The organism is Pseudomonas sp. S4_EA_1b (assembly GCF_016307435.1).
GTDB lineage: Bacteria > Pseudomonadota > Gammaproteobacteria > Pseudomonadales > Pseudomonadaceae > Aquipseudomonas > Aquipseudomonas rhodesiae.
Map to the genome: position 1 here is coordinate 1 of NZ_JAEILC010000145.1, position 25,214 is coordinate 25,214.

Consider the following 25,214-nt stretch of genomic DNA (forward strand, 5'->3'; position numbering starts at 1 on the left):
TTTTTACACACTCTGGGCCGATTTCCGCCCGTCACAAAGAACTCTATCTGCATACGGTCTTTTGTGAGCAAAACTATCAAGTCAGTGTTGGTTCACCCTTGGCTCCTCTTCCTCGCCCCCTGCATTTGCTGCCCGTTCAACCCTGAACCAGACCGCAGTTCAACACCATAGGTCCGGTCGACCTGTGGACGCGTGGAACGACCCGCTGTGCCTTTCAGTCAACCTGTACCTATTCATCGGTAAGGTACGGCGCAATGGATAAGACAATCACCGTGGACCAACTGGCGACCACTGACCTCAGATCGGTCAACGAGATATGGCTCGGCAGCACGCATACCCAGCTGTGTCTATGGCGTGGTGAGCAAGTGTTCACCCACGAGATGCTCAGTGAGGGCACCCACGATCAGAATGTTAGGCGCCTGTGCTTGCAGCTGGTCGATCCTGACGATCAGGCTGCGGTGGCCCGTGTTGAGGTGATGGTGCGCGAACGGCTGGTAAAAATGGGCAAGGAGGGCGAGTTTTATCCGGCGCAAGAGGCGGACACTTATCAGTAATCGCGCTGCGGCTGAGCAAGTGGGCGGGCCAGTCATGGCCGAAACCGGCCCATCACGCCCGCAATCGGTCTACCATGCACGCCCCGGCAGTGGTTCCACGCGCTACCGTTCTTTTCCTCAATAGGTACCGCAATGTCCATCGAACACATTTCCCTCCCCAAAGGCGTCGGCCCGCAGGCTGCCAAGCTTCTTGACGCTATTACCGGCGCCGCCACCGATGAAGAACTCAACCGCGCCGGGGGTAAAGCCGAAGGGTTTGTGCTTGGGCTGGAAGCCAGCAAAGCGATCAAGAGCCAGATCGCCGAGTCGTTGTATGTGGCTTACGACGACGCGGCGAGCCATCGGGCGGATGAGTTGAAAGGTTAAGCCGAGCAGGGCGCTTCGCGGTCGAGGAGGCGGGCGGTGAGCAGTACGCCGAGTTCGCTCAGTTGGTGAATGGCCAGGGCGATGTCGCGGTGTTTGCCGCTGAGGTCTTCGGACAGGTCGAGCAGCAGCGTGCTGACGCTGGTGAAAGTTTCGTAGCTGTTGGTGATGAGGCTTTCGGTGCTGGCGTCGGGGGTGACGCTAAAAAGAGGGGGTGAATCTGGCGTGACTTTGTACATACAAGATATCCCGAATGATGCCGTCACCTTGTCGCTACTAAACGATGGGTGGCAGCTGTACGCAGGTTAGTAGACCGGTGGATATCTAAAGCCGGCGCGCCCGGAGGCGCCCTACGCACAGCCACCATCAAGTTCAGACGCAATGTCTGAATGATGTAACTCATGCACTCTTCGATACCCAACTCAGGCTACTAAACCCGGTCCCTGAGAAATTCAGCGACCGGGCAACCTTAGAGACGGCCACCCCAGCGCACAAGCCGGCGGATTCTGACGCAGGCGTAGGCAAGGGAGCAAGGCGTCGCTGGCTATTCGGATTTAGCCTTCAGACGATTTTCGCCAACACCTCCAAGTTCTACGGTCAGAACCCCTGGCTGACACTGACCCCACGCATGATGAAAAACCGTGGGTCGATCAGCTGTAGGCCCTGCTCACCTTTCACGCGGCCGACCGTAACGTGGTAGGTCTTGGGCGCTTCGGAAAGGTTTTCCGGATGGCGTGTGAGTTTTGCCAGGGCCGGGGTTTTAGCCCAGGCGGCCACGGGCATCTGGCGGATGTCTAGGGTGACCACCCAGGATTTGTCCACGGCGGCGCCCATCGGGTCAGGGTTGGGGCTGACATCCTTGATCTTGGCAATTTCGTAGCCTTGGGAATAACAAAAGCCCGGCGCTTGTTCGGTGTAGGCCGTGCGACCGGATTCGGTGAGGCTGTAGGTTTTGTCGCTTTTGGCCAGAAGGCCGGCGTCGACCAGGGCGTCGAACGCCGGTGCGTTGCCGCTGGAAACGCCGGCGCTGAAACTCTCGCTCAAGGTCACCGGGAAACTCTTGAACATTGGTGCGCTGATGCAGGCAGGGCCTTGCAGTCGGGTTTGCAGCGCCGTTTGAATGTCCGTGTCGGACGGGCTGTCGCTGCAGGCGGTGAGCAGCAGGGCGCTGGCGGTGGCGAGGGCCATGGCAGTGAGTCGCATCGTTTTATCCTTGACGATTGAGGGCGTGTCGGCACTGAGACTGTCACATTGAGTAAATGTTTCCGCCATTTACGACGGTGCATTATTGTGGCCGCCTTCGCCCGAATAAGCAGTGCCGTCCGCAGGAGCGCCCATGACATTGACCGTCGACACGTTTATCTCCCTGGCCATGGCCAACCCCCTCAATGCCGAAATTACTGCACGCCTACCCGACCTGGGTGTGGCGCAATGCATGCTCACGGCGGGCTGCCTGTTCCAGGCGGTGTGGAACCATCAAGCGAATCGACCGGCCGATCACGGCGTAAAGGACTACGACGTTTTTTATTTCGACCCAGACCTGTCCTACGAGGCTGAGGACAGGGTGATTCGGGCGGCGCAGGGGGTGTTCAAGGACTTGGGGGTAAATGTCGAGGTCAGGAATCAGGCGCGGGTTCACTTGTGGTATGGCCAACGTTTCGGTCGGCCTTACCCCCAGTTGCACTCGGCCCGCGACGGCGTGGATCGTTACTTGGTGGCCGGCACCTGCATCGCTTTGGAGGTGGCGACGGGCGAGTTGTATGCGCCTTACGGGTTGCAGGATGTGGCCGAGGGCGTGCTGCGCATCAACCCGTTGCACACAGAACCCGCGTTGTTTGCGCAAAAGGCCCTTAGTTATCAGGCGCGCTGGCCCTGGCTCAGGATCGTCGCGCCCGGTTCAGCCGAGTAGGCCACCCAGCACGGCGCAACCTGCCACCACCAGCCACGGCGGCAGCTTCCAGGTCATCAGGGCGACGAGTGCGAGTAACGCTAGGGCGAAGTCGTACAGATTGAAGATCGCGCTGGTCCACACAGGGTGGTACAGCGCCGCCAGCAACAGGCCGACCACCGCCGCGTTGACCCCCGCCAACGCGGCCTGGGTGCGGGGGCTGTGGCGCAGGCTCTGCCAGAAGGGCAGCGCGCCGAAGATCAGTAAAAACGACGGCGCGAAGATTGCCAGCAGGCACACCACGCCGCCGATCCAGCCGTTGGGGGGCGCATGCATCGAGGCGCCGAGGAAAGCGGCAAAGGTGAAGAGTGGGCCGGGCACGGCTTGTGCGGCACCGTAGCCGGCGAGGAATACGTCGTTGCTCAGCCATTGCGGCGCCACCACTTCAGCTTGCAACAACGGCAGCACCACATGGCCACCGCCGAACACCAAGGCGCCGCTGCGGTAGAAGGCGTCCACCAGCGCCAGGCTGTGATGGGGCAGCCCCTGCGCCAGCGCCGGCAGGCCCACCAGCAGTACGGCAAACAGCAGCAACCACAGGGCCCCGGCGCGTCGGCTGAGGGGGATGGGCAGTGCGTCGGGCGCAGCGGCCAGTGCAGGTTTGAATAGCACCAGGCCGGCCAATCCAGCGGCGGCAATCACGCCCACCTGCGCCCACGCCGAGGGTTGCCACAGTACTGCTGCGGCCGCGAGCAGCATCAGCAGCACCCGCGCTACGCCCCGGCACAGGCTGCGCGCCATGCCCCACACGGCTTGGGCGACCACTGCCACCGCGACCACCTTGAGGCCATGCAGCACACCGGCGGGCACGGCCGTACCGTAGTGGGCCAAGCCCAGGGCAAACAGGATCAGCAGCAATGCCGACGGCAATGTGAACCCGGCCCACGCCGCCGCCGCGCCGCCATAACCGGCGCGGGTCAGGCCCAGGGCGATGCCGACCTGGCTGCTGGCCGGGCCGGGCAAAAACTGGCACAGGGCGACCAATTCCGCATAGCTGCGCTCGCTCAGCCAGCGCCGCCTGGTCACGAACTCATGGCGAAAATACCCCAGGTGCGCAATCGGGCCGCCAAACGAGGTAAGCCCCAGGCGCAGGAAAATCAGGAACACCGCCCAGGGGCTGCTGTGTCGATCGCTGATGAGGTCGGTCAAGATTGGGCTCTCGGGCGCGTGGAGTGAAGGCACGGTAACCAATTTTAATGACGGCTGAAAGCGAGGGGGCCGACGCGAATTTCAGACCCGCATTGAATTTATGCGCGCTTGCTTGAGTCATTTGAAACAAGCAGACCGCTTGGTTTTCTTTCCACTCGCCCCGCTGACTTCAGCCAAGGACCGACGATGACCTTTTTTATCTTCCTGCTCGCCTGCGCCGCCGCCGCCAGTACCGGCATCATTTTCAAGCCTGGCGCGTGGTACGACTCCCTGGTCAAACCGAGCTTTACACCGCCCAATTGGTTGTTCCCGGTGGCGTGGACGATCATCTATCTGCTGCTGGCCTGGGCTGGTTACCGCTTGAGCCTGATCCCCGGCAGCCAGATGGTATTGGCGCTGTGGGCGGCGCAGATTGCCTTGAATACCTTGTGGACCCCGGTGTTTTTCGGCGCCCACCGGCTGTTGGCGGGCATGGTGATTATCGTGCTGCTGTGGCTTACCGTCGCCGCGATGGTGGTGCTGGCCGTGCGCCTGGACCTGCTCACCGGTTTGATGCTGTTCCCGTACCTGGCGTGGCTGTGTGTGGCGGCGGCGTTGAATTTTTCGATCTTGCGTAATAACCGCTGATGGCCCTGCAGCCATGGCCCGCCAGTGCGGCCGAACTGGCCCAGATGCGCCGCTTCAACCAGAAACTGGGGTGGATGCCGCGCTTCAAGATCCGCAATCGCGTGACGCCGCGCGTATTGCAGACGTTGTTGCGCATCAGCCAGAAAATCAAGAAAGGCCCAGCCGCTGAAACCCGCTTGATTCGCCAGGACGGCATTCAAGTGCCGGTGCGCATCCTGCGTCCCAGCGGCACACCCAAGGGCGTGGTGCTGGATATCCACGGCGGCGGCTGGGTGATCGGCAACGCGCAAATGGACGACGACCTCAACTTGGGCATGGTGCGCGCCTGCGACGTGATAGTGGTGTCGGTGGACTATCGGTTGGCGGTCGACACGCCGGTCCAAGGCCTGATGCAGGACTGCCTGGCCGCCGCGCGCTGGCTGCTCGGTGAACCGGAGTTTGCCGGGTTGCCGGTGATCGTCGTCGGCGAATCGGCCGGTGGGCACCTGGCGACCGCGACATTGCTCGCGCTGAAACAATGGCCGGCGCTGCTCCAACGGATCAGCGGCGCGGTGCTGTATTACGGCGTCTACGACCTCACCGGCAGCCCCAGCGTGCGGGCGGCAGGCCCCGATACGTTGCTGCTGGACGGGCCGGGCATGGTCGACGCGCTGCGCTTGCTGACGCCAGGGCTGAGTGACGAGCAGCGTCGGCAGCCACCGTTATCGCCGCTGTTTGGTGAGGTGGAGGGAATGCCGCCGGCCTTGATGTTCGTCGGCGAGCTGGACCCGCTGCTGGACGATACGCGGTTGCTCGCCGAGCGCTGGCCCCTGGCAGAGGCGCACTTGCTGCCGGAATCGGCCCACGGGTTTATCCACTTTCCGGTGGCCATGGCGGATGCGGTATTGGCGTATAGCCGACGGTGGATCAGCGGTTGCATCACTGGTGAACAGTCTTCGCGCTAACACAGCGCATCACATCGACAGTGGGTCTGACGACTCTTTTCGTGGTGAGTCGACGTGATGTGATGAGCGGTTTTTTGTGGTGAGCGGGCTTGTCCGAATGCCGGTCAGTTAAGGACTCAGTGAGTGTTTTTCTGCGCTAGGCTGAGGACGGGTTCGCATGCCGCAAACTGCGCGGTAGTACGCCGTATGATCCAGCCAGGCGATGACTATCAAAGGTGGGAGGGGGCTTGCCCCCGATAGCGCTGGTGAGTCAGCCCATCTGTCACTGACCCACCGCAATCGGGGGCAAGTCGAATCGTCGCACCGCCCCTCCCACATTTTGAGCCGGTTCTTCCAGTTAATACTGAGTAGGCCGTTTAGATTCGCATACTGGCTATGATTTTTTAGTCATTGCCCATCTCGCCTTAACTGACTGGTACTAGGGCAAGCCCGCTCAGCTGACTGGACTTACAACTGCCGTTGCAGATGAGTGGTCCGCCAGACCGGGTCTGACTCGATATCCACCACTTCAAAGCCCTGGCGTATCAGAAATAGTTGCTTCGAAACACGCTAGATCGGCGGTTAGACCGGCGGTGCTGAGGGACGGGACCAACTCGGCGCGGGCCTGCAGGACGAAGGTCATTACGACTCTTTTCGTGGTGAGTCGACGTGATGTGATGAGCGGTTTTTTGTGGTGAGCGGGCTTGCCCTAATGCCAGTCAGTTAAGGACTCAGTGAGTGATTTCTGCGCTAGGCTGAGGACGGTTTCGCATGCCGCAAACTGCGCGGTAGTACGCCGTTTGATCCAGCCAGGCGATGACTATCAAAGGTGGGAGGGGGCTTGCCCCCGATTGCGGTGGGTCGGTGGCAGATGGGCTGACTCACCAGCGCTATCGGGGGCAAGTCGAATCGTCGCACCGCCCCTCCCACATTTTGAGCCGGTTGTTCCAGTTAATACTGAGTAGGCCGTATAGATTCGCATACTGGCTCTGATTTTTTAGTCATTGCCCATCTCGCCTTAACTGGCTGGCATTAGGGCAAGCCCGCTCAGCTGACTGGACTTACAACCGCCGTTGCATATGAGTGGTCTGCCAAACCGGGTCTGACTCGATATCCACCACTTCAAAGCCCTGGCGTCTCCAGAAATCAATCGCCCCCGGCAGAAACGGGTGAGTGTGCAGGTACATCATCTGCACTTCATCGGCTCGGGCCTGTGCCTCCAGCGCCCGATACAGCCTGCTTGCCAGGCCAAAGCCACGGAACGCCGGCAGCACGTACAGGCGCACCACTTCCACGGTGTTCAGGCCTCGGTAGTTCAACTGGGGAAAACGTCCGTCGTAGGGGAGGTAGCCGATGGCGGCAACGATCGCACCGGCTTTACGCACGATCATGAATTGACCTCCACCCTGAAGGTACGTTGCTTCGAAACTCGCTAGATCGGCGGGTAGACCGGCGGCGCTGAGGGACGGAAACAACTCGGCGCGGGCCTGCAGGACGAAGGTCAGTACATCGGGGATGTCGGCGGTGGTTATCGCTGTTGGTGTAAGAGTGAGTGCCGGCAGCATCGTGGTGCTTTTATCAAGTTTCACAGGGTGTCCTTGACTGGTTGAGCTGAAATAGAGAACTGGAAAATTACTCGTCTACGCAGGCTGAATCCGCCCCACGCCCTGGCTGTCTGATCAGTTGGGCCGCAACCGCAGTATTTGCGCCCCATCGAACGGGTCGGTCAGGTAGTGCGCCTGCACGCCAAAGGTGTCTTGCAGGCGTTGCGGGGTGAGCACCTCCAGCGGTTTGCCCAGCGCCACCAGCCGCCCGCGATCCAGCACGGCGAGGCGGTCGCAGGTCAGGGCCTGGTTGAGGTCATGCAGGGCGATCAGGCTGGTCACCGGTAGCGCTTGCACGCCTTTAAGGATCGCCAGTTGGTGCTGGATGTCCAGGTGATTGGTCGGTTCGTCCAGCAGGAGGATCCGGGGCCGTTGCGCCAGGGCGCGGGCGATGTGTACGCGTTGGCGTTCACCGCCGGAAAGGCTGCGCCAGGCGCGCTGGCTCAGGTGGGTGGCGTCCACGTCGACGAGGGCCTGGCGCACGATGGCGTCGTCCTCGGCGCACCATGGGCTCAGCGCCGACAGCCAGGGTGTGCGCCCCAGGGCCACGGCGTCGAACACGCGGATGGCGTCGTCGGTGTCGGCCTGTTGTTCCACCACCGCCAGTTGCTGGGCGATGGCGCGGCGCGACAGGTCGTGCAAGCGCTGCTCGCCCAAGCGCACTTCGCCGCTGGCCGGCGGGCGCAGGCCGGCGAGCAGCTTGAGCAGGGTGGATTTGCCCGAGCCGTTCGGGCCTACGATGCCCAGGGTTTCTCCCTGGGCCACCTGCAGATCGATCCCGCGCAGCAGCTCGGCGTCGCGCACTTTGAAGCCCAGGTTGGTGCAGCTCAACACCGTCATCGCGCGTTTCTCCGGCCGATCAGGATCAGCGCAAACACCGGCGCGCCCACCAGCGCCGTGACCACGCCGACTGGAATCACCTGGCCCTTGATCAAGGTGCGCGACAGCACATCGGCGGCGATCAGAAACAGCGCGCCACCCAACGCACTGGCCGGCAGCAGGCGCGAGTGCCCGGTGCCCAGCAACAGGCGCACAGCGTGGGGGATCACCAGGCCGACAAAACCGATGGAGCCCACAATCGACACCATCACCGCCGTGACCAGCGCCGCGCAGCCCACCAGCACGATCTGCACTCGCCGCACTGGGATGCCCAGGGATGCCGCCGAGTCGCTGCCGAAGGTAAACGCATCCAGCGCGCGACGGTGCCACAGGCATACCGCCAACCCCAACAGCGCCACCGGCACCGCCAGCCACACCGATGGCCAGCGCACGCCGCTGAGGTTGCCCAGCAGCCAGAACAGAATGCCGCGCGCCTGTTCGGAGCTGGCCGACTTGGTGATCAGGTAGGCGGTGAGGGCGTTGAACAACTGCGAGCCGGCAATGCCCGCCAGGATGATCTGGCCGGTGCCGCTGGACGAACCGCTGGCCCGCGCGAGCAGGATCACCAGGGCAAACGCCGCCATCGCGCCGACGAATGCGCCGGCCGACAGCGACACCAGCCCGCCACCCACGCCCATCAGCGCCACCAGCACCGCGCCGGTCGAGGCGCCGGCGCTGATGCCCAGCAAATACGGATCGGCCAGCGGATTGCGCAGCAGCGATTGCAGGATCACCCCGCAAGTGGCCAGCCCGGCACCGCAGGCGGCGGCGACCAGGGCGCGAGTCAGGCGGTAGTTCCACACCACGCCCTCGTCGATGGGGTCGAGCACATAACCGGCGTGCCACAGTTTGTTGGCGAGCACCTGCAACACCACCTGGGGTTCGATGGCGGTTTCGCCGATGGCCACCCCGGCGAGTACGGCAGCGAGCAGCAGCGCCAGGGCGAGGAGGGTGCGTAGCAGACTGGCGGTCATTGCGGCAGGTCGTAGCCGTCGATGGCGCTGGCCAGTTGTTCCAGGCCATCGAAGGTGCGCACGCTGGCCTGCAAGGCCAGGGCGTCGAGGATGATGATGCGGTTATGTTTGACCGCGTCCATGTTGCGCGTGACCGGGTCGCTGCGCAGGAAAGCGAGTTTCTTTTCGTGGTCGTCGGCGGGGTAGCGGCGGCGGTCCATGCGGGCGATTACCAGAAAGGTCGGGTTGGCTTTGGCGATGGTTTCCCAGCCGACGGCCGGCCACTCTTCGTCGGACTGCACCACGTTGCGCAGGCCGAGGGTCTCCAGCATGAATTCAGGCACGCCTTTATGGCCGGCCACGTACGGGTCGCTGGCCATCTCGGAGCTGGAGAACCACACCAGCGCACTGGCCTGCTTGAGACCCTTGCCCTGCGCCGTGGCGACGGCCTTGGCCAGGCGCGCCTTGAGGCTGTCATTCAGTTGTTGGCCGCGATCCTGGACGTCGAAAATGGCTGCCAGTTGGCTGATGCTTTTGTAAATGGTGTCGATGCGAAACGGCTCCAGCCGCGTGCCGTCGGCGCCCACCAGGTTGTCCTTGCCTTCGCAATCGGAGGGCAGCAGGTAAGTGGGGATGTTCAGCTCATGAAACTGCTCGCGTGTGCCCACCACGCCTTGGGGGCCGACCACCCATTCCAGCTCGGCGGCCACCAGTTGCGGGCGCTTGGCGATCACCGCTTCGAAGCTCGGCTCGTTATTGGCCAGGCGCTCGATGGTGTCGTTCTGCGCCTTGAACTGCGGCAACACCGGGTTGAACCACAGCGAGGTGCCGACCACTTTGTCGCCTACACCGAGGGTGTAAAGCATCTCGGTGGCGGTCTGGCCGATGGTCACGCTGCGCGCGGGGGCCTGGGTAAAGGTCAGCGTGCTGCCGCAGTTCTGCACCGTCAGCGGGTAGTGAGTGGGCGCGGCGTGAGCCAGGGTGGCCAGGCCGAAACTGGCGAGCAGGGCGGTAGCGCGTGGCAGCATGGGGCGTTCTCCGTGTGGACCGTACGTGCGACTGGGGAGCTACGGTCATGGAAACACGCCCTTGAACACCGCCGCCAAGGGCCGGGCAAGGAAGTCCTTCCCGGACACCCCGCCGGTTAGTGATGTTGCTGGGCCGGCAGGTCTCCTGACTGATGCGTCGTCGCCTCGCTCCAGCCTTCCCGGACGCGTCCAGTGGCAGTGGGGAGCAGGCTCGGCACCTACAGTTGCGGGGGCAGTTCCGATTGGCGCGGCGTACCGCGCTTCGGATTCCCTATTAGTCCCGTTCGGGAACCGGCGCGGTATGGTAGTCGATCAGGGCGAGGCGATATAGCCCGAAGAGCGCGCGGTCACAGACGAATGTCTTGCGGGTCCCGGATGAGTGCCTCAATCCGCGTGCCGGTAGCGCGCTCTTCGTTGCTGAAGCCGTCGTAGTCAGCCAGGTTGGCGAAGCGAATGCCGGTCAACTGTTCAATTTGCAGCACGCTGCGCCGGTAGGTCCTGAGTGGGCCGAAGATCAGGTCGAGCTGCCCCAGCTCGCGGCTTTGATCGATCATGTAGGCACTGGCCGAGGGTTTGCCGTCATCGCCCAGGTAAGCCACCACTTTCCAGAATGCCTTGGGGATTTTCACGCCACGGTACACGCGGTCGTCATCGGCAAACACTGGGCCGCTGAACACGGTGGCGCGGGCTTGCCAGCGTTGGGTGTTATCCAGGATGTAGTCTTCCAGCTCCAGCCAGGTCTTCTGGTTGAACCCGCTCATTTGCGGCGAACAGTTGGTGAAATGGAAGGTATCGACATTGGCGGTGGCGGCCTGCTCGCCCCAGTTGGGGTCTTGGCGCCGTACCAGGTGGCCGCGGTCCAGGCCATTGTTGGTGTAGAGCGCTTCGCCCACCTGCGCGCTGATCGGCAGGCGACCGTCGTAGGCCCAGGTGTCATTGCTGCGGGTAATGTCTACGTGCTTGGCGCCATCGATATTGACGCCCACGTAGAGCGCCAGTCGCCGCGAGCGCGACATCGTTATCGAAAAGTGCGTGTAGTCCAGGCGCAGTGGTTCCACATCATCCTGCAACGCCTCGTCTGTAGTGGGCCAAGGCACGACGAAGCGGCTGAGAAAATCCGTAGCGTACCCTTGGCGGTCCTGCAGATCCTTGGCGGCGGTCACCCGTGGGGTTGCTGCCCGGGCTTCCAGCAGACTCGCGCTTGGCGCGATCAGTGGGCGCAGATCGGCCAGGCGCGGGCGATGGGACAAATCGATAGGGGGATTGCGGGCTGGCATGGTGTGTTCCTCTCGGTCCTTGAATACACACCAGTGCAGCATAGGCTCATGACAATTTCAGCCTGGTCGCTATCGCGATTGTCAGGGCGGCGCTTGTCACGTCGCCGCCAGCAGCCTTCTCACTTCGGCGACGATCAGATCGATCTTGAAAGGCTTGGCCAGCACGGCGTCGAACAGGTCCGAGCGCTCCATGCCGATGTGCGCCTGCGCGCCGCTCATCAGGATGATCGGCAGGTGATTGACGCTCGGCAGGGCGCGCACCGCTTCGGCGAGTTGTTGACCGTCCATCACCGGCATCATGAAGTCGGTGATGATCAGCGACGGGCGTTCGCGCTCCAGCACGTCCAGTGCCTTGCGTCCGTTGCTCGCTGTGACGACCATGAACCCCTCATCCTCCAGCGCGAAGCCAAGGATGTCGGCGATCAGATATTCGTCATCGACGACCAGGATGGTGGTCATGTCAGTCCAACCCACACAAAGACTTAAAAAGCTGAACCAGGCAGCGCTGAATTGGACACCACTGAGGGGGCATTTCTTGAAACCTTTCTTAGATCAACGGCTTGGTCGCGGATGACCACTTCCAGAAGCGAGGGGTCATAGAAGCTGTCTCTGACCTTAAGAATGGAAAGCGTCCTTCTAAGTTCAGACTGAATCTCGAAGAAACGCATCAACATCAAGTTGTCGGCAATGCTCGACAGCTCGGATGCCGGTGAACTGACCTCGGAACCGAACAGATCGTGCATTTCCCAGGTCGCGAATACCGTGACGCCACGGGCGCGCAGTTCGTTCATCAGCGCGCTGTAGAAATCGGTGATGCGCGCCGGGTTGGTGGACACGCGGGTCATGCCGCTGAGGCTGTCGATAAACAGACGCTTGATGCCTTTTTCTTCCACCAGGCCCAGCAGACGCGCGCCCAGACCGTCGAGCAAACCTTCGGTGGTGGGCTGCCAGGCGATGCTCAGGGCGCCGCTGTCCTGCATCTGTTGCAAGTCGATGCCGAGGGACAGGCCCTTGAGTTGCAGGCGCTGCGGGCTTTCGTAAAAGCCGAAGTGCAGACCCGGCGCGTCCACCGTGGACTCGGACAAAAACTTGAGGCCCAAAGTGGTCTTGCCGATGCCCGACGGGCCCATCACCAGGGTCACGCTGGAGCTGTGCAGGCCGCCGCCGAGAATCGCGTCCAATGAAGTGATGCCGCTGGGGATGCGCGTCAGGTCGGCGCTGTCCGGTGCGGAAGGGCGGCCATAGAGGCTTTCCAGGCGCGGGTACACCACCAGGCCGTCGTTGGTGATTTCGCATTCGTGCAGGCCGGTGAGCGCGCCGCTGCCGCGGGTCTTGCGCAATTGGATACGGCGGACCGAGCGGGTGCCGAACAGTTCTTCGCCCATTTCGATCACGCCGTCGACCATGGTGTGTTCTGGGCTGCCGTCGTCCAATCGCGAGCTGGTCAGAAACAGCACGGTGCAACCGGCGAAGGCGGCATGGCCTTGCAGTTCGGAGATGAATTTTTTTGTGTCGATGGGTGAGTCAGCTTTGGAGCGCGCATTGAGCAGGCCGTCCACCACCATGACGGTAGCCTTTTGCCGACTGATTTCGCGCCGGAGCAACTTCACCACCTCGTCGAGACCTTCGTTTTCCAGGGTGTCGAAGGCGCTGACGAATTGGATTTCGGCGCCGACGCGGGAGGCATCGAAAAAGCTCAGGGTGGACAGAAACTGGAAAAGGCGGTCGTGGGATTCCGCCAGCAACGTAGCGACCAAGACACGGCCGCCGTTGCGCGCATGATGAAACCCCAGCTGGTTGGCGAGGATGGTTTTACCGGAGCCGGGGCGCCCCTGGATGATATAGGACGCCCCAGACACCAGCCCTCCCTTGAGCAGAGCATCCAGCCCTTCGATTCCGCTTTGAAGGCGATTTAGCTTTTCCACAGTGCGATCCTGACCCTAAAAACATGCTGTTAAGCCGAGTGGACAGGATGCTAACGCCATTTGTTCAATGGGGCTACTTACGATCCAGCCACACCGTCTGTGCATTACAGAACTCTCGTACGCCAAAGTGCGACAACTCGCGGCCGAACCCGCTCTTTTTCACACCGCCAAAAGCGACGCGCGGATCGGAAACGCTGAACGCATTGACGAAGATACCGCCAGTCTCCAGTTGGTCGGCGATCTGGCGCGCCTTGGCCGGATCTTCGGTGAAAATGCTGGCGGTGAGGCCGAACTCGCTGTCATTGGCCAGGGCCACGGCGTGGTCGGCATCGCGGGCAGTGATGATCGAGGCTACCGGGCCAAACAGTTCTTGTTTGAAGGAGGTCATCTGATCGGTGACGCCCGCCAGGACCGTCGGCTGATAATAGTTGCCGGCCCCCTCGACTTTGTCGCCGCCCAGCAGCAGGGTGGCGCCTTCGTTCAGGGTCGCCTGGACTTGCCCATGCAGTTCGTCGCGCAGGTCGAAGCGCGCCATCGGGCCGACGTAAGTACTGTCGGCGGTCGGGTCGCCCATGACCAGGGCGCGAGTGGCTTCGACGAACTTCGCGGTGAAGGCTTTTGCCACCCCTTCCTCAATGATCAGGCGCTTGGCGGCGGCGCAGACCTGGCCGCTGTTCTGGAAGCGGCCGATGACGGCGGCCTGCACGGCGGCGTCGAGGTCGGCGTCGTTGAGCACGATAAATGGGTCGGAGCCGCCCAGTTCCAGCACACATTTTTTCAGCGCGGCGCCGGCCTGTGAGCCGATGGCGATGCCGGCCCGCACACTGCCGGTGAGGGTGACGGCGGCGATGCGTGGGTCAGCGATGGCGTTGGACACGCCATCCTGGGTCACGTTGAGCACTTCGAACAGGCCATCAGGGAAACCGGCTTGCTGGAACGCTGCTTTGATCAGGTACGCGCAGCCCATCACATTCGGCGCGTGCTTGAGCACGTAGGTATTGCCAGCGAGCAAAGTCGGCACGGCACCGCGCAGCACCTGCCAGACCGGGAAGTTCCACGGCATCACGGCGAGGATCGGCCCCAGCGGGCGGTACTCGATGTGCGCCGTGCCGTTGTCCACCAAGGTCGGTTCCGGGACGAGCATGGCCGGGCCGTGGGCGGCGTACCACTCGCTGAGTTGGGCGCATTTTTCGATTTCGGCACGGGCCTGGGCAATGGGTTTGCCCATTTCCAGGGTGATCATCTGCGCCATGGCTTCGGCCTGCTCGCGCAGAGCAGTGGCCAGGGCCAGCAGCAGCTCGGCACGCTGGCAGACCGGCTGGCGACGCCAAGTGCGGAACGCCCGGGTAGCGCGATCAAGCGCCGCGTCCAGTTGCGGTGCGGTTTCGTAAGGGTAGCTGCCGACGGTTTCGCCGCTGGCCGGGTTGATCGAGAGGGCGTGGGTCTGGGAAGTGATTGCGTTCATGGCGCCGTCCTGCTGAATGGGAGGAATGGGTTCAGCGTACGGGGCTGGCTCTTTTCTGAGAACTGAATAATATTGAGCGATACATTCACGAATGGAGAATGACTTGGATCTGGTGCAGTTGGAAATCTTCAAGGCCGTGGCCGAGCAGGGCAGTATCAGTGCCGCGGCACAGCTGATCCATCGGGTGCCGTCGAACCTGACCACGCGCATCAAGCAGTTGGAGCAGGACTTGGGCGTCGAGTTGTTTATTCGCGAGAAGAGCCGTTTGCGCTTGTCGCCGGCTGGGTGGAATTTCCTCGGCTATGCGCGGCGCATTCTCGATCTGGTGCAAGAGGCCCGCGCCACGGTGGCGGGGGAGGAGCCCCAGGGTGCGTTCGCCCTGGGCTCGCTGGAAAGCACGGCGGCGGTGCGCATCCCGGCCTTGCTGGCGGCCTATAACCAGAAGCACGCCAAGGTCGAGTTGGACCTGAGCACCGGGCCATCGGGCACCATGATCGAAGGTGTGCTGTCGGGGCGCCTGACGGCCGCGTTTGTCGACGGGCCGGTGTTGCACTCGACCCTGGAAGGTGTGGCTGTGTTCGAGGAAGAGATGGTGGTGATCGCGCCGCTGCACCACGCGCCAATCACCCGAGGGCAAGACGTGAATGGCGAGAACATCTATACGTTCCGCTCCAATTGCTCTTACCGGCATCATTTTGAGCGCTGGTTTTCCCAGGATGGCGCGGTGCCGGGCAAAATCTTCGAAATCGAGTCGTACCACGGTATGTTGGCGTGCGTCAGTGCCGGTGCCGGGCTGGCGTTGATGCCGCGCAGCATGCTGGAAAGCATGCCGGGGTCGGCGGCGGTGAGTGTGTGGCCGCTGGCCGATACCTTCCGCTTATTGAATACCTGGCTGATCTGGCGGCGTGGCACGGTGTCGCAGAGTTTGAACAGCTTTGTGAAGCTGCTGGAGGAGGGCGGCCTGGTTGCCGCCTGAGTTATCGATAGGGGAGTGGATTTGCCCTCTCCCACATGTTGGTCTTAATCAGCCGCCGAACTGGAAGGTGCCCATGGCCAATTTCGCCATGATCGCCGTTGCCCCCAGTTGCACCAGCCACAGTGCCAAACCACCGAGGAACACACCGAGCGCCACTTGCAGCACCAGGCTTTTTTCACGCTTGGGGTGGTGGGTGGTACGCGGGGGGAAGGGGTCCATGTCGTCGGGGTCGGCGCGCAGGTCCAAGTCATCGTTTCGCATAGGGCTCTCACAGCAAAGGGGCGGTGGGGTTCAGTCTAGGGGCTGGATACGAAAAAGGGGAAGCCATCGGCTTCCCCTCCTTATGCAACCAGCAGGTTTACAGGACCTGAACGATTGCCTTTGTGACCGCATCGATGTTGGCCTGGTTCAACGCTGCCACGCAGATCCGCCCGGTATCCAACGCATAAATACCGAACTCGGTGCGCAGGCGGGTAACTTGCTCAACGGTCAGGCCGGAGTAGGAGAACATCCCGCGCTGGCGGCCGACGAAGCTGAAGTCGTGGCCCGGTGCAGCCTTGGCCAGTTCGGCGACCATCTGCTCACGCATGCCACGGATGCGCAGGCGCATTTCGGCCAGTTCGGCTTCCCACTGAGCACGCAGCTCCGGGTTGTTGAGTACCGCCGCGACGATGGCCGCGCCGTGGGTCGGTGGGTTGGAGTAGTTGGTGCGGATCACACGCTTGACCTGGGACAGGATGCGCGCGCTTTCTTCCTTGGACTCGCTGACGATCGACAGCGCGCCTACGCGCTCGCCATACAGCGAGAACGACTTGGAGAACGAGCTGGACACAAAGAAGGTCAGGCCCGACTCGGCGAACAGGCGCACGGCGGCGGCGTCTTCGTCGATGCCATCGCCAAAGCCTTGATAGGCCATGTCGAGGAACGGCACCAGGTTTTTGGCCTTGACCACGTCCAGGACTTTTTGCCAGTCGGCCGGGCTCAGGTCGACGCCGGTCGGGTTGTGACAGCAGGCGTGCAGTACCACGATGGACTGCGGCGGCAGGGCGTTGAGGTCTTCGAACAGGCCGGCACGGTTTACGTCGTGGGTGGCGGCATCGTAGTAGCGATAGTTCTGCACCGGGAAACCGGCGGTTTCGAACAGCGCGCGGTGGTTTTCCCAGCTCGGGTCGCTGATGGCCACCACGGCGTTGGGCAGCAGTTGCTTGAGGAAGTCTGCGCCGATCTTCAGCGCGCCGGTGCCGCCAACGGCTTGCACGGTGACCACCCGCTCAGCGCTGAGCAATGGCGATGCTTGACCGAACAGCAGGGTCTGCACGGCCTTGTCGTAGGCGGCGATGCCATCGATCGGCAAGTACCCGCGAGCGGCATGTTGCGCCACGCGAATGGCTTCCGCTTCGGCAACGGCACGCAAGAGTGGAATCTTCCCCTCCTCGTTGCAGTAAACGCCTACGCCAAGGTTGACCTTGGTGGTTCGGGTGTCGGCGTTGAATGCTTCGTTGAGGCCCAGGATTGGATCGCGTGGTGCCATTTCGACAGCGGAGAACAGGCTCATTTTTGCGGCAGCTCTATGGGGGGTAGGAGGGACGTGTCGCGCTCCAGCCGAATGCACTAGAGCGGTGCACAAACGGGGAGCTAGTATAGAGGCCATCATCGCCGAGGGCGACCACCGAAACGGCTTTTCGGCCAAGTTTTTCGGTTTATTTACCGACCGTTAGTCATATTGCAACCTTGATCGAAAACCCAGGGTCAGACGATTGCCTTGAAAGCCGTCACATTCGCCTCCACTTGTATGGCTATCATGATTATTTCCTACGGCCCGCTCTGTATTTTCGCGGGTGGTGGTCTATTTCTTCCCCGACCGCTTTACAGTCTGGGGTGACTTCAAGAGGTACGTTATGTCGGATTTCCAACTAGTCACCCGCTTCGAACCCGCCGGCGATCAGCCCGAAGCCATTCGCCAGATGGTCGAAGGCATTGAAGCCGGCCTGGCCCACCAGACGCTGCTCGGGGTGACCGGTTCAGGCAAGACTTTCAGCATCGCCAACGTCATCGCCCAGGTGAACCGCCCGACCCTGGTGCTGGCGCCGAATAAAACCCTGGCCGCGCAGTTGTATGGCGAGTTCAAGGCGTTTTTTCCGAACAACGCGGTGGAGTACTTCGTTTCCTACTACGACTACTACCAGCCCGAAGCCTACGTGCCGTCCTCCGATACCTTTATCGAGAAGGACGCCTCGATCAACGACCATATCGAGCAGATGCGCCTGTCCGCGACCAAGGCGCTGCTGGAGCGCAAGGACGCAATCATCGTTACCACGGTGTCGTGCATCTACGGCTTGGGCAGCCCGGAAACCTATCTGAAGATGGTGCTGCACGTTGATCGCGGCGACAAACTCGACCAGCGCGAGCTGCTGCGTCGTTTGGCGAGCCTGCAATACACCCGCAATGACATGGACTTCGCCCGGGCCACCTTCCGCGTGCGCGGCGATGTGATTGATATTTACCCGGCCGAATCGGACCTGGAGGCGATCCGCATCGAGCTGTTCGACGATGAAGTCGAGAGCCTGTCGGCGTTCGATCCGTTGACCGGCGAGGTAATCCGCAAACTGCCGCGCTTCACCTTCTATCCGAAAAGCCACTACGTGACGCCCCGCGAAACCCTGATGGGCGCGATTGAGGGCATCAAAGTCGAATTGGCCGAACGCCTGGAATACCTGCGCGCCAACAATAAGCTAGTGGAAGCCCAGCGCCTGGAGCAGCGCACCCGCTTCGACCTGGAGATGATCCTGGAGCTGGGTTACTGCAACGGCATCGAAAACTACTCGCGTTACCTCTCGGGCCGCGAGTCCGGCGCGCCGCCGCCGACGCTCTATGACTACCTGCCGCCGGATGCGCTGCTGGTGATCGATGAATCCCACGTCAGCGTGCCGCAGGTGGGCGCGATGTATAAGGGCGACCGTTCGCGCAAGGAAACCCTGGTGGAATACGGTTTCCGCCTGCCATCGGCGCTGGATAACCGGCCGATGCGCTTTGACGAGTGGGAGGCCATCAGCCCGCAGACGATTTTTGTCTCGGCAACGCCTGGCAACTACGAAGCCGAGCATGCCGGGCGGGTGATCGAGCAGTTGGTGCGTCCCACCGGCCTGGTGGACCCGGAAATCGAAATCCGCCCGGCGCTGACCCAGGTCGACGACCTGCTGTCGGAAATCAACAAGCGCGTGGCCCTGGAAGAGCGGGTGCTGGTCACTACGCTGACCAAACGCATGTCCGAAGACTTGACCGACTACCTGGCCGACCACGGCGTGCGTGTGCGCTACCTGCACTCGGACATCGATACGGTGGAACGCGTGGAGATCATCCGCGACCTGCGCCTGGGCACCTTCGATGTGCTGGTGGGCATCAACCTGCTGCGCGAAGGCCTGGACATGCCGGAAGTGTCGCTGGTGGCGATCCTGGATGCAGATAAAGAAGGCTTCCTGCGCTCCGAGCGTTCGCTGATCCAGACCATCGGCCGCGCGGCGCGTAACCTCAATGGTCGTGCGATTTTGTACGCGGACCGTATCACCGGTTCCATGGAGCGGGCGATCGGCGAGACCGAGCGTCGTCGCGACAAGCAAATTGCCTTCAACCTCGAACATGGCATCACGCCCAAAGGTGTGTTCAAGGACGTTGCCGACATCATGGAAGGCGCCACCGTGCCCGGCTCGCGCAGCAAGAAGCGCAAGGGCATGGCCAAGGCCGCGGAGGAGAGTGCCAAGTACGAAAACGAACTGCGCTCGCCGAGTGAAATCACCAAGCGGATTCGGCAGTTGGAAGAGAAGATGTACCAGTTGGCGCGCGACCTGGAGTTTGAAGCGGCGGCGCAGACGCGTGACGAGATTGGCAAGTTGCGTGAGCGATTGCTGGCGGTTTGATCTGCGCTGAATTGACTGGCCTTATCGGGGGCAAGCCCCCTCCCACAGTTGAAATGTGTTCACAGATCCAAGTGTGGGAGGGGGCTTGCCCCCGATAGCCGCGCCGCGGTTTTCCAGAAAACCCCCTGGGCTGTTACCATTCGCCCCTTGTTTCAATTTTCAGTTATATCGCCCATTCGAGACCTGCCATGACCACCGTCCGCACGCGCATCGCGCCATCGCCCACTGGGGATCCCCACGTCGGTACCGCTTACATCGCCTTGTTCAACTACTGCTTCGCCAAGCAGCACGGCGGTGAATTCATTCTGCGGATCGAAGACACCGATCAACTGCGCTCCACCCGCGAGTCGGAGCAGCAGATTTTCGATGCGCTGCGCTGGTTGGGCATTACCTGGGCCGAAGGCCCGGACGTGGGCGGCCCCCACGGCCCGTATCGCCAGAGCGAGCGCAGTGACATCTACAAGCAGTACACCCAGCAACTGGTCGACATGGGGCATGCGTTCCCATGCTTCTGCACCGCCGAAGAACTCGACCAGATGCGCGCCGAACAACAGGCCCGGGGCGAAACGCCGCGCTACGACGGTCGCGCGCTGTTGCTATCCAAAGAAGAAGTGGCACGTCGCCTGGCTGCCGGCGAACCCCATGTGATCCGCATGAAGGTGCCGAGCGAAGGCGTGTGTGTGGTGCCGGACATGCTGCGCGGTGACGTCGAGATCCCGTGGGACCGCATGGACATGCAGGTGCTGATGAAGACCGACGGCCTGCCCACGTACTTCCTGGCCAACGTGGTCGACGACCACCTGATGGGCATCACCCATGTGCTGCGCGGCGAAGAATGGCTGCCGTCGGCGCCGAAGCTGATCCTGCTCTACGAATACTTCGGCTGGGAGCAGCCGCAACTGTGCTACATGCCGCTGTTGCGTAACCCGGACAAGAGCAAGCTGTCCAAACGCAAGAACCCGACCTCGGTGACCTTCTACGAGCGCATGGGCTTTATGCCCGAAGCGATGCTCAATTACCTGGGCCGCATGGGCTGGTCGATGCCGGACGAGCGCGAGAAGTTCTCGCTGCAGGAGATGGTCGACAACTTCGACTTGTCCCGTGTGTCGCTGGGTGGGCCGATCTTCGATATCGAGAAGCTGTCGTGGCTCAATGGCCAATGGCTGCGTGACTTGCCGGTGGAAGAGTTCGCCAGTCGTGTGCAGCAGTGGGCGTTGAACCCTGAATACATGATGAAGATCGCACCGCTGGTGCAGGGCAGGGTGGAGACGTTCAGCCAGGTCGCGCCGTTGGCCAGTTTCTTCTTTGCGGGGGGCGTGAACCCGGATCCGAAGCTGTTTGAATCCAAGAAGCTCTCGGGTGACCAGGTTCGCCAGTTGATGCAGTTGATTCTGTGGAAGCTGGAAAGCCTGCGTCAGTGGGAGAAGGACGCCATCACCGCGACGATTCAGGCGGTGGTCGAGTCCCTGGAGTTGAAACTGCGCGACGCCATGCCGCTGATGTTTGCGGCGATCACGGGGCAGGCCAGTTCGGTGTCGGTGCTTGATGCGATGGAAATTCTCGGCCCTGACCTGACGCGTTTCCGTCTGCGCCAAGCGCTTGATTTGCTGGGTGGTGTGTCGAAGAAAGAAAACAAAGAGTGGGAAAAGCTGCTGGGCACTATCGCTTAAGCACGCGGTTGTAACGACGAAACCCCGGTTTTCCGGGGTTTCGTCGGTAAGTGATTGTTATCCCGGCAAAAAATTTTGGAAATAGTTGAAAATAAATTTGACACGTTTCCAAACCGCCATTAAGATTCGCCCCGTCCTCACCGATGAGGGGCTATAGCTCAGCTGGGAGAGCGCTTGCATGGCATGCAAGAGGTCAACGGTTCGATCCCGTTTAGCTCCACCAATTTGCAGGTTCAAGGTCTGGCCACACCGCCCTTGAATCGATCAGAACTCAGCTCTGATCCGTTGTACAGAAGGTTTTGTCCCCTTCGTCTAGTGGCCTAGGACACCGCCCTTTCACGGCGGTAACAGGGGTTCGAGTCCCCTAGGGGACGCCAGTTTCAACAAGCAGCTCGCAAGGTCTGCTGCGCCGCGAGGCGAAAAATCTGGGGCTATAGCTCAGCTGGGAGAGCGCTTGCATGGCATGCAAGAGGTCAACGGTTCGATCCCGTTTAGCTCCACCAATTTACAGGTTCAAGGTTCCGGCCACACCGTCCTTGAATCGATCAGTCTCAGCCTGATCAGTTGTATAGAAGGTTTGTGTCCCCTTCGTCTAGTGGCCTAGGACACCGCCCTTTCACGGCGGTAACAGGGGTTCGAGTCCCCTAGGGGACGCCACGATTACCCGCTCTGCGGGATTTTTAAGGGTCATTCAATTATTGAATGGCCCTTTTGTTTGTCTGGCGTTTGGCCAATTCCTCCTTCCCTTTCTTATTGTCGTTCTGACCAGTGGTCATACCCGTCGCTTGCGGAATATTATTATGGTAATAATATTCAACCCATGAACCACGGAGGCAACGATGAGCGACAAAAAAGCGCAAACCCGCGAACGCATTCTGCAGGCTGCCAGCGCTGCGTTGATTCAGCGTGGCCCGGCTGAGCCTAGCGTCGGTGAAGTCATGGGGGCGGCGGGGCTGACCGTGGGTGGCTTCTACGCACACTTTGAAAGCAAGGACGCGCTGATGCTGGAGGCATTCAGTCAGTTGCTGGCTCAGCGCCGCGCGTCCATCAATGACCTGGACGAGCAGATCACCGGCGAAGAGCGCCGCGCCCTGGCGGCGGCGTTTTATCTGTCGCGCAAACACCGCGACTCAACCTCCCAGGCCTGCCCGCTACCCGCCACGGTCGGGGAGATGGGGCGCTTGCCAGAGGCGTTCCGCCAGGTGCTCAGCGAACATGTTGAATTGATGGCTGCACAGTTGGCGACGTGCCCGGAAGACATCGACAAGGCCCTGGCGGACATGGCGTTGATGGTGGGTGGACTGACCCTGGCGCGTGCGCTCGGGCCGGGGGAATTGTCGGATCGGGTGATGCGCGCGGCCAAGTCGGCGGTGCGTTAAAAGGAGCGGGTTATGGGTGCGTTAACCTGGGTGCGAGGTGTCAACGGTACATTGGGGTACGTGGCGCCGCGAACGGTGGCCAACAGAATGCGGCGTGTGTTCATGACCCCGCGCGAATTGCCGCCCCGTGATTGGGAGTTGCCGCTGCTGGCGCAGGCGCAGCGTGTCACGTTGCGTTTCGGTTTGTCGGCGCTGCGCTGGGGCGAAGGGCCCGCCGTGCTGCTGATGCACGGCTGGGAAGGCCGGCCAACCCAATTCGCCAGCCTCATCAATGCGCTGGTCGACAACGGCTACTCCGTGATCGCCCTGGACGGCCCGGCCCATGGCCATTCGCCGGGGCGTGAAGCCCATGTGCTGCTGTTTGCCCGAGCCATGTTGGAGGCGGCCGCCGAGTTGCAGCCGCTGCACGCGGTTATCGGCCATTCCATGGGCGGGGCGAGTGCCATGCTCGCCGTGCAATTGGGATTGCGCACCAATGCGTTGGTAAGCATTGCTGCGCCGTCGCGCTTTCTGGATGTGCTGCGCGGCTTTACCCGTATGGTGGGCCTGCCGACGCGGGCGCGGCTGGCATTTATCCAAGAGGTCGAGCTGACATTTGGCATGCCGCTCAAACATCTGGATGTCGCTCACTACGATATGGCTATTCCCGGGCTGATCGTGCACGCCGAGGACGATACGTTTGTGCCCGTCAAGGCCGCCAAGGCCATCCACGAGGCCTGGTTCGACAGCCGCTTGCTGCAACTGGAGCAGGGCGGGCATCAGAAGGTACTGGCCGATCCACGGGTGATCGACGGTGTGCTGACGTTGTTGGCCGGCGCTCGGTTACAGGAGCGACAAAGCGCCTGATACACTGCTGCCCCCTGACATTAATCGACCGGGAGCAGCGCATGGGCTGGGATTTGGCAACGCCGTTTATCATTGACCTGCAGGTCGCCCCTGAAGACATTGACGGTCTGGGGCACGCCAACAACGCAGTGTATGTCGCCTGGCTCGAACGCTGCGCCTGGCGCCATTCGCAGCGCTTGGGGTTGGACCTTGCCGAGTACCGTCGATTGGATCGTGCCATGGCGGTGGTGCGTCATGAAATCGACTACCTGGCGGCCGGGTACGAAGGCGATGAGTTGCAGTTGGCCACCTGGATCGTCGATTGGGATCAGCGTCTGAAGATGACCCGCCGTTTCCAACTGGTCCGCCCCCGGGATGGCGCCACCTTGCTGCGGGCGCACACCACATTCGTCTGCATTGAGCTGTCCAGCGGCAAGCCCAAGCGCATGCCGACGGAGTTTCTCGATGGCTATGGCCCCGCCCTGACAGGGGGTTAACGGTTGCAGTGGGAAACCCAGTAAACTGCGCCACGATTTTTCTTGAGTGTTTTCCATGCAAATTGCTTTGGCGCCCATGGAGGGGCTGGTCGATAACATCCTGCGTGACGTGCTGACCCGCGTCGGCGGGATTGACTGGTGCGTGACCGAATTCATCCGCGTCAACGACCGCCTGCTCACCCCAGCCTATTTCCATAAGCTCGCGCCTGAACTGCTGCACGGTGCCCACACCGCAGCGGGTGTGCCATTGCGTGTGCAATTGCTCGGCTCCGACCCGGTTTGCCTGGCGGAAAACGCCGCGTTGGCCTGTGAACTGGGCTCCGAAGTGATCGACTTGAACTTCGGCTGTCCAGCCAAGACCGTCAATAAATCGCGCGGCGGTGCCGTGCTGCTCAAGGAACCAGAGCTGCTTAACCAGATTGTCGAGCATGTGCGCCGCGCGGTGCCGGCGCATATCCCGGTGACTGCCAAGATGCGCCTGGGCTTCGACAGCCCCGACGGTGCGCTGGTATGCGCCACAGCCCTGGCCGAGGGCGGCGCCGCCCATATCGTGGTGCACGCCCGTACCAAGACCGATGGCTACAAGCCGCCCGCGCATTGGGAGTGGATTCCTCGTGTGCAGGACGTGGTCAAGGTGCCGGTGTTCGCCAATGGCGATATCTGGAGTGTTGAAGACTGGCGGCGTTGTCGCGAAGTCAGCGGCGCCGAAGACATCATGCTCGGCCGTGGCTTGGTGGCGCGTCCTGATCTCGCGCGGCAAATCGCAGCTGCTCGCGCAGGTGAAGACGTGGTGGAAATGTCCTGGGCACAGCTGCAACCGCTGCTGCAGGATTTCTGGGTGCAATGCGTGGCGCAATTGACCGAGCGCCAGGCGCCAGGTCGCCTGAAGCAGTGGCTGGCGATGTTGACGCGTAACTACCCCGAAGCGGTGGCGTTGTTTGCCGCCTTGCGGCGTGAGACATCGCTGGAGCACGTCAGTCGTTTGCTCGGCGTGCCCCACCCTCCGGTTTACCAACCCTGACGGGGGAGTGGGTCGGCGGCATGGCGTGCATGGCTGCATGTTCCACGAAATGCTCCGTATCGAAAGATGCGGGGCATTTTTTGTTTATGGGCAGCATCAGTGGTGCGGCGTCAATTGAGATGTATTTTTATATTTATACCAAGCTGATGTATCGCCGGGTGTCTTTTTATTTAAGTTCATACACATGTGTCAGTTTGTCTTGATTTGTTTCTTGCGAGGCTGTTAGCAGAATCAATT

25 protein-coding genes, 4 tRNA genes and 1 riboswitch are annotated in these 25,214 nt (G+C 61.7%); of the genes, 16 read left to right on the plus strand and 13 right to left on the minus strand.

Translation table 11 applies throughout. The features are described 5' to 3' along the window. Positions 1-254: 254 nt before the first annotated feature. Entirely contained in the window at positions 255-554 is a 300-nt protein-coding gene (locus YA0848_RS32610) for a hypothetical protein (protein WP_040268900.1), read from the plus strand. Between the two features lie 132 nt (positions 555-686). After that, positions 687-920: a hypothetical protein gene (locus YA0848_RS32615; protein ID WP_169903712.1), complete on the plus strand. Its 234-nt coding sequence runs from the start codon at positions 687-689 to the stop codon at positions 918-920. Here YA0848_RS32615 and YA0848_RS32620 read toward each other — a convergent pair. Further along, complete coding sequence (locus YA0848_RS32620) at positions 917-1,156, minus strand: DUF6124 family protein (protein ID WP_034099222.1); 240 nt, start codon at positions 1,154-1,156, stop codon at positions 917-919. The two genes, YA0848_RS32615 and YA0848_RS32620, sit on opposite strands and share 4 nt — an antisense overlap. 358 nt (positions 1,157-1,514) lie before the next feature. Continuing rightward, on the minus strand, positions 1,515-2,120 hold the full coding sequence (locus YA0848_RS32625; protein WP_169869116.1) for a hypothetical protein: 606 nt from the start codon (positions 2,118-2,120) through the stop codon (positions 1,515-1,517). A gap of 133 nt (positions 2,121-2,253) precedes the next feature. On the opposite strand from YA0848_RS32625, the gene YA0848_RS32630 reads away from it, so the two are divergent. After that, positions 2,254-2,826, plus strand: coding sequence for a nucleotidyltransferase family protein (locus YA0848_RS32630; RefSeq protein WP_169869117.1), 573 nt, complete (start codon positions 2,254-2,256; stop codon positions 2,824-2,826). Here the strand turns inward: YA0848_RS32630 and chrA are convergent. After that, the gene (gene chrA / locus YA0848_RS32635; RefSeq protein WP_169869118.1) at positions 2,815-4,014 is read right to left on the minus strand and encodes a chromate efflux transporter; all 1,200 of its coding nucleotides are present in this window, start codon (positions 4,012-4,014) and stop codon (positions 2,815-2,817) included. The genes YA0848_RS32630 and chrA overlap by 12 nt on opposite strands. Positions 4,015-4,200: 186 nt before the next feature. Here chrA and tspO point away from each other — a divergent pair, with 186 nt between their 5' ends. Both tspO and YA0848_RS32645 read left to right on the plus strand, forming a co-directional pair. After that, positions 4,201-4,641 (plus strand): tryptophan-rich sensory protein TspO, encoded by a 441-nt coding sequence (tspO, locus tag YA0848_RS32640; protein WP_034099216.1) that lies wholly within the window; start codon positions 4,201-4,203, stop codon positions 4,639-4,641. Continuing rightward, positions 4,641-5,585, plus strand: a complete 945-nt coding sequence (locus YA0848_RS32645) for an alpha/beta hydrolase (RefSeq protein WP_169869119.1) — start codon at positions 4,641-4,643, stop codon at positions 5,583-5,585. The genes tspO and YA0848_RS32645 overlap by 1 nt, the downstream gene beginning before the upstream one ends. A 1,040-nt stretch (positions 5,586-6,625) precedes the next feature. Here YA0848_RS32645 and YA0848_RS32650 read toward each other — a convergent pair. The 8 genes from YA0848_RS32650 to YA0848_RS32685 all read right to left on the minus strand — a co-directional run bounded on the left by YA0848_RS32650 (position 6,626) and on the right by YA0848_RS32685 (position 14,695). Next, positions 6,626-7,129 (minus strand): GNAT family N-acetyltransferase, encoded by a 504-nt coding sequence (locus YA0848_RS32650; RefSeq protein WP_034099849.1) that lies wholly within the window; start codon positions 7,127-7,129, stop codon positions 6,626-6,628. 114 nt (positions 7,130-7,243) lie between these two features. Next, a complete protein-coding gene (locus YA0848_RS32655; RefSeq protein WP_034099212.1) occupies positions 7,244-8,008 on the minus strand; it encodes an ABC transporter ATP-binding protein in 765 nt (254 codons plus the stop codon). After that, on the minus strand, positions 8,005-9,009 hold the full coding sequence (locus YA0848_RS32660) for a FecCD family ABC transporter permease (RefSeq protein ID WP_169869018.1): 1,005 nt from the start codon (positions 9,007-9,009) through the stop codon (positions 8,005-8,007). The genes YA0848_RS32655 and YA0848_RS32660 overlap by 4 nt, the downstream gene beginning before the upstream one ends. Positions 9,010-9,017: 8 nt before the next feature. After that, positions 9,018-10,028, minus strand: coding sequence for an ABC transporter substrate-binding protein (locus tag YA0848_RS32665; protein WP_169903713.1), 1,011 nt, complete (start codon positions 10,026-10,028; stop codon positions 9,018-9,020). Between the two features lie 118 nt (positions 10,029-10,146). Then, positions 10,147-10,339, minus strand: a riboswitch (cobalamin riboswitch). A 36-nt stretch (positions 10,340-10,375) separates the two neighbouring features. Then, a complete protein-coding gene (locus YA0848_RS32670; protein ID WP_169903714.1) occupies positions 10,376-11,305 on the minus strand; it encodes a DNA/RNA non-specific endonuclease in 930 nt (309 codons plus the stop codon). A 96-nt stretch (positions 11,306-11,401) separates the two neighbouring features. Beyond that, complete coding sequence (locus YA0848_RS32675; protein ID WP_034099201.1) at positions 11,402-11,764, minus strand: response regulator; 363 nt, start codon at positions 11,762-11,764, stop codon at positions 11,402-11,404. A 23-nt stretch (positions 11,765-11,787) separates the two neighbouring features. Then, positions 11,788-13,230: an ATPase domain-containing protein gene (locus tag YA0848_RS32680; protein WP_034099199.1), complete on the minus strand. Its 1,443-nt coding sequence runs from the start codon at positions 13,228-13,230 to the stop codon at positions 11,788-11,790. Positions 13,231-13,303: 73 nt separating this feature from the next. Then, positions 13,304-14,695: an aldehyde dehydrogenase family protein gene (locus YA0848_RS32685; RefSeq protein WP_169903715.1), complete on the minus strand. Its 1,392-nt coding sequence runs from the start codon at positions 14,693-14,695 to the stop codon at positions 13,304-13,306. A 103-nt stretch (positions 14,696-14,798) separates the two neighbouring features. Here YA0848_RS32685 and ptrR point away from each other — a divergent pair, with 103 nt between their 5' ends. Next, positions 14,799-15,671 carry a putrescine utilization regulator PtrR gene (ptrR, locus tag YA0848_RS32690; protein ID WP_034099848.1) on the plus strand — a complete coding sequence of 291 codons (873 nt, stop codon included), beginning with the start codon at positions 14,799-14,801 and terminating at the stop codon, positions 15,669-15,671. Between the two features lie 48 nt (positions 15,672-15,719). On the opposite strand, the gene YA0848_RS32695 is transcribed toward ptrR, so the two are convergent. Continuing rightward, entirely contained in the window at positions 15,720-15,932 is a 213-nt protein-coding gene (locus YA0848_RS32695; RefSeq protein ID WP_094066772.1) for a hypothetical protein, read from the minus strand. 97 nt (positions 15,933-16,029) lie between these two features. Next, a complete protein-coding gene (locus YA0848_RS32700; RefSeq protein WP_034099193.1) occupies positions 16,030-17,226 on the minus strand; it encodes an amino acid aminotransferase in 1,197 nt (398 codons plus the stop codon). Positions 17,227-17,569: 343 nt separating this feature from the next. Here YA0848_RS32700 and uvrB point away from each other — a divergent pair, with 343 nt between their 5' ends. The 10 genes from uvrB to YA0848_RS32750 all read left to right on the plus strand — a co-directional run bounded on the left by uvrB (position 17,570) and on the right by YA0848_RS32750 (position 24,977). Beyond that, complete coding sequence (gene uvrB / locus YA0848_RS32705) at positions 17,570-19,585, plus strand: excinuclease ABC subunit UvrB (RefSeq protein ID WP_034099192.1); 2,016 nt, start codon at positions 17,570-17,572, stop codon at positions 19,583-19,585. A 188-nt stretch (positions 19,586-19,773) separates the two neighbouring features. Further along, positions 19,774-21,255 carry a glutamate--tRNA ligase gene (gene gltX, locus YA0848_RS32710; RefSeq protein WP_034114447.1) on the plus strand — a complete coding sequence of 494 codons (1,482 nt, stop codon included), beginning with the start codon at positions 19,774-19,776 and terminating at the stop codon, positions 21,253-21,255. 147 nt (positions 21,256-21,402) lie between these two features. Continuing rightward, positions 21,403-21,478: transfer RNA gene (locus tag YA0848_RS32715), tRNA-Ala, on the plus strand. 78 nt (positions 21,479-21,556) lie between these two features. Next, positions 21,557-21,632, plus strand: a tRNA-Glu gene (locus tag YA0848_RS32720). A gap of 50 nt (positions 21,633-21,682) precedes the next feature. After that, positions 21,683-21,758, plus strand: a tRNA-Ala gene (locus tag YA0848_RS32725). Between the two features lie 78 nt (positions 21,759-21,836). Next, a tRNA-Glu gene (locus YA0848_RS32730) sits at positions 21,837-21,912 on the plus strand. Between the two features lie 182 nt (positions 21,913-22,094). Continuing rightward, positions 22,095-22,634 (plus strand): TetR/AcrR family transcriptional regulator, encoded by a 540-nt coding sequence (locus YA0848_RS32735; protein ID WP_034099190.1) that lies wholly within the window; start codon positions 22,095-22,097, stop codon positions 22,632-22,634. Between the two features lie 12 nt (positions 22,635-22,646). Next, on the plus strand, positions 22,647-23,480 hold the full coding sequence (locus YA0848_RS32740) for an alpha/beta hydrolase (protein WP_169869015.1): 834 nt from the start codon (positions 22,647-22,649) through the stop codon (positions 23,478-23,480). Between the two features lie 41 nt (positions 23,481-23,521). Beyond that, positions 23,522-23,956, plus strand: coding sequence for an acyl-CoA thioesterase (locus YA0848_RS32745; protein ID WP_034114443.1), 435 nt, complete (start codon positions 23,522-23,524; stop codon positions 23,954-23,956). Positions 23,957-24,011: 55 nt separating this feature from the next. Then, complete coding sequence (locus YA0848_RS32750) at positions 24,012-24,977, plus strand: tRNA dihydrouridine synthase (protein WP_169903716.1); 966 nt, start codon at positions 24,012-24,014, stop codon at positions 24,975-24,977. The last annotated feature ends 237 nt before the right edge of the window (positions 24,978-25,214 follow it).

What these genes read in the sequence shown, in the direction of transcription:
- YA0848_RS32610 (WP_040268900.1), top strand. Translation starts at nt 255, where the DNA reads ATGGATAAGACAATCACCGTGGACCAACTGGCGACCACTGACCTCAGA.
- YA0848_RS32615 (WP_169903712.1), top strand. Translation starts at nt 687, where the DNA reads ATGTCCATCGAACACATTTCCCTCCCCAAAGGCGTCGGCCCGCAGGCT.
- YA0848_RS32620 (WP_034099222.1), bottom strand. Translation starts at nt 1,156, where the DNA reads ATGTACAAAGTCACGCCAGATTCACCCCCTCTTTTTAGCGTCACCCCC.
- YA0848_RS32625 (WP_169869116.1), bottom strand. Translation starts at nt 2,120, where the DNA reads ATGCGACTCACTGCCATGGCCCTCGCCACCGCCAGCGCCCTGCTGCTC.
- YA0848_RS32630 (WP_169869117.1), top strand. Translation starts at nt 2,254, where the DNA reads ATGACATTGACCGTCGACACGTTTATCTCCCTGGCCATGGCCAACCCC.
- tspO (WP_034099216.1), top strand. Translation starts at nt 4,201, where the DNA reads ATGACCTTTTTTATCTTCCTGCTCGCCTGCGCCGCCGCCGCCAGTACC.
- YA0848_RS32645 (WP_169869119.1), top strand. Translation starts at nt 4,641, where the DNA reads ATGGCCCTGCAGCCATGGCCCGCCAGTGCGGCCGAACTGGCCCAGATG.
- YA0848_RS32650 (WP_034099849.1), bottom strand. Translation starts at nt 7,129, where the DNA reads ATGCTGCCGGCACTCACTCTTACACCAACAGCGATAACCACCGCCGAC.
- YA0848_RS32655 (WP_034099212.1), bottom strand. Translation starts at nt 8,008, where the DNA reads ATGACGGTGTTGAGCTGCACCAACCTGGGCTTCAAAGTGCGCGACGCC.
- YA0848_RS32665 (WP_169903713.1), bottom strand. Translation starts at nt 10,028, where the DNA reads ATGCTGCCACGCGCTACCGCCCTGCTCGCCAGTTTCGGCCTGGCCACC.
- YA0848_RS32670 (WP_169903714.1), bottom strand. Translation starts at nt 11,305, where the DNA reads ATGCCAGCCCGCAATCCCCCTATCGATTTGTCCCATCGCCCGCGCCTG.
- YA0848_RS32675 (WP_034099201.1), bottom strand. Translation starts at nt 11,764, where the DNA reads ATGACCACCATCCTGGTCGTCGATGACGAATATCTGATCGCCGACATC.
- YA0848_RS32685 (WP_169903715.1), bottom strand. Translation starts at nt 14,695, where the DNA reads ATGAACGCAATCACTTCCCAGACCCACGCCCTCTCGATCAACCCGGCC.
- YA0848_RS32695 (WP_094066772.1), bottom strand. Translation starts at nt 15,932, where the DNA reads ATGCGAAACGATGACTTGGACCTGCGCGCCGACCCCGACGACATGGAC.
- YA0848_RS32700 (WP_034099193.1), bottom strand. Translation starts at nt 17,226, where the DNA reads ATGAGCCTGTTCTCCGCTGTCGAAATGGCACCACGCGATCCAATCCTG.
- uvrB (WP_034099192.1), top strand. Translation starts at nt 17,570, where the DNA reads ATGTCGGATTTCCAACTAGTCACCCGCTTCGAACCCGCCGGCGATCAG.
- gltX (WP_034114447.1), top strand. Translation starts at nt 19,774, where the DNA reads ATGACCACCGTCCGCACGCGCATCGCGCCATCGCCCACTGGGGATCCC.
- YA0848_RS32735 (WP_034099190.1), top strand. Translation starts at nt 22,095, where the DNA reads ATGAGCGACAAAAAAGCGCAAACCCGCGAACGCATTCTGCAGGCTGCC.
- YA0848_RS32740 (WP_169869015.1), top strand. Translation starts at nt 22,647, where the DNA reads ATGGGTGCGTTAACCTGGGTGCGAGGTGTCAACGGTACATTGGGGTAC.
- YA0848_RS32745 (WP_034114443.1), top strand. Translation starts at nt 23,522, where the DNA reads ATGGGCTGGGATTTGGCAACGCCGTTTATCATTGACCTGCAGGTCGCC.
- YA0848_RS32750 (WP_169903716.1), top strand. Translation starts at nt 24,012, where the DNA reads ATGCAAATTGCTTTGGCGCCCATGGAGGGGCTGGTCGATAACATCCTG.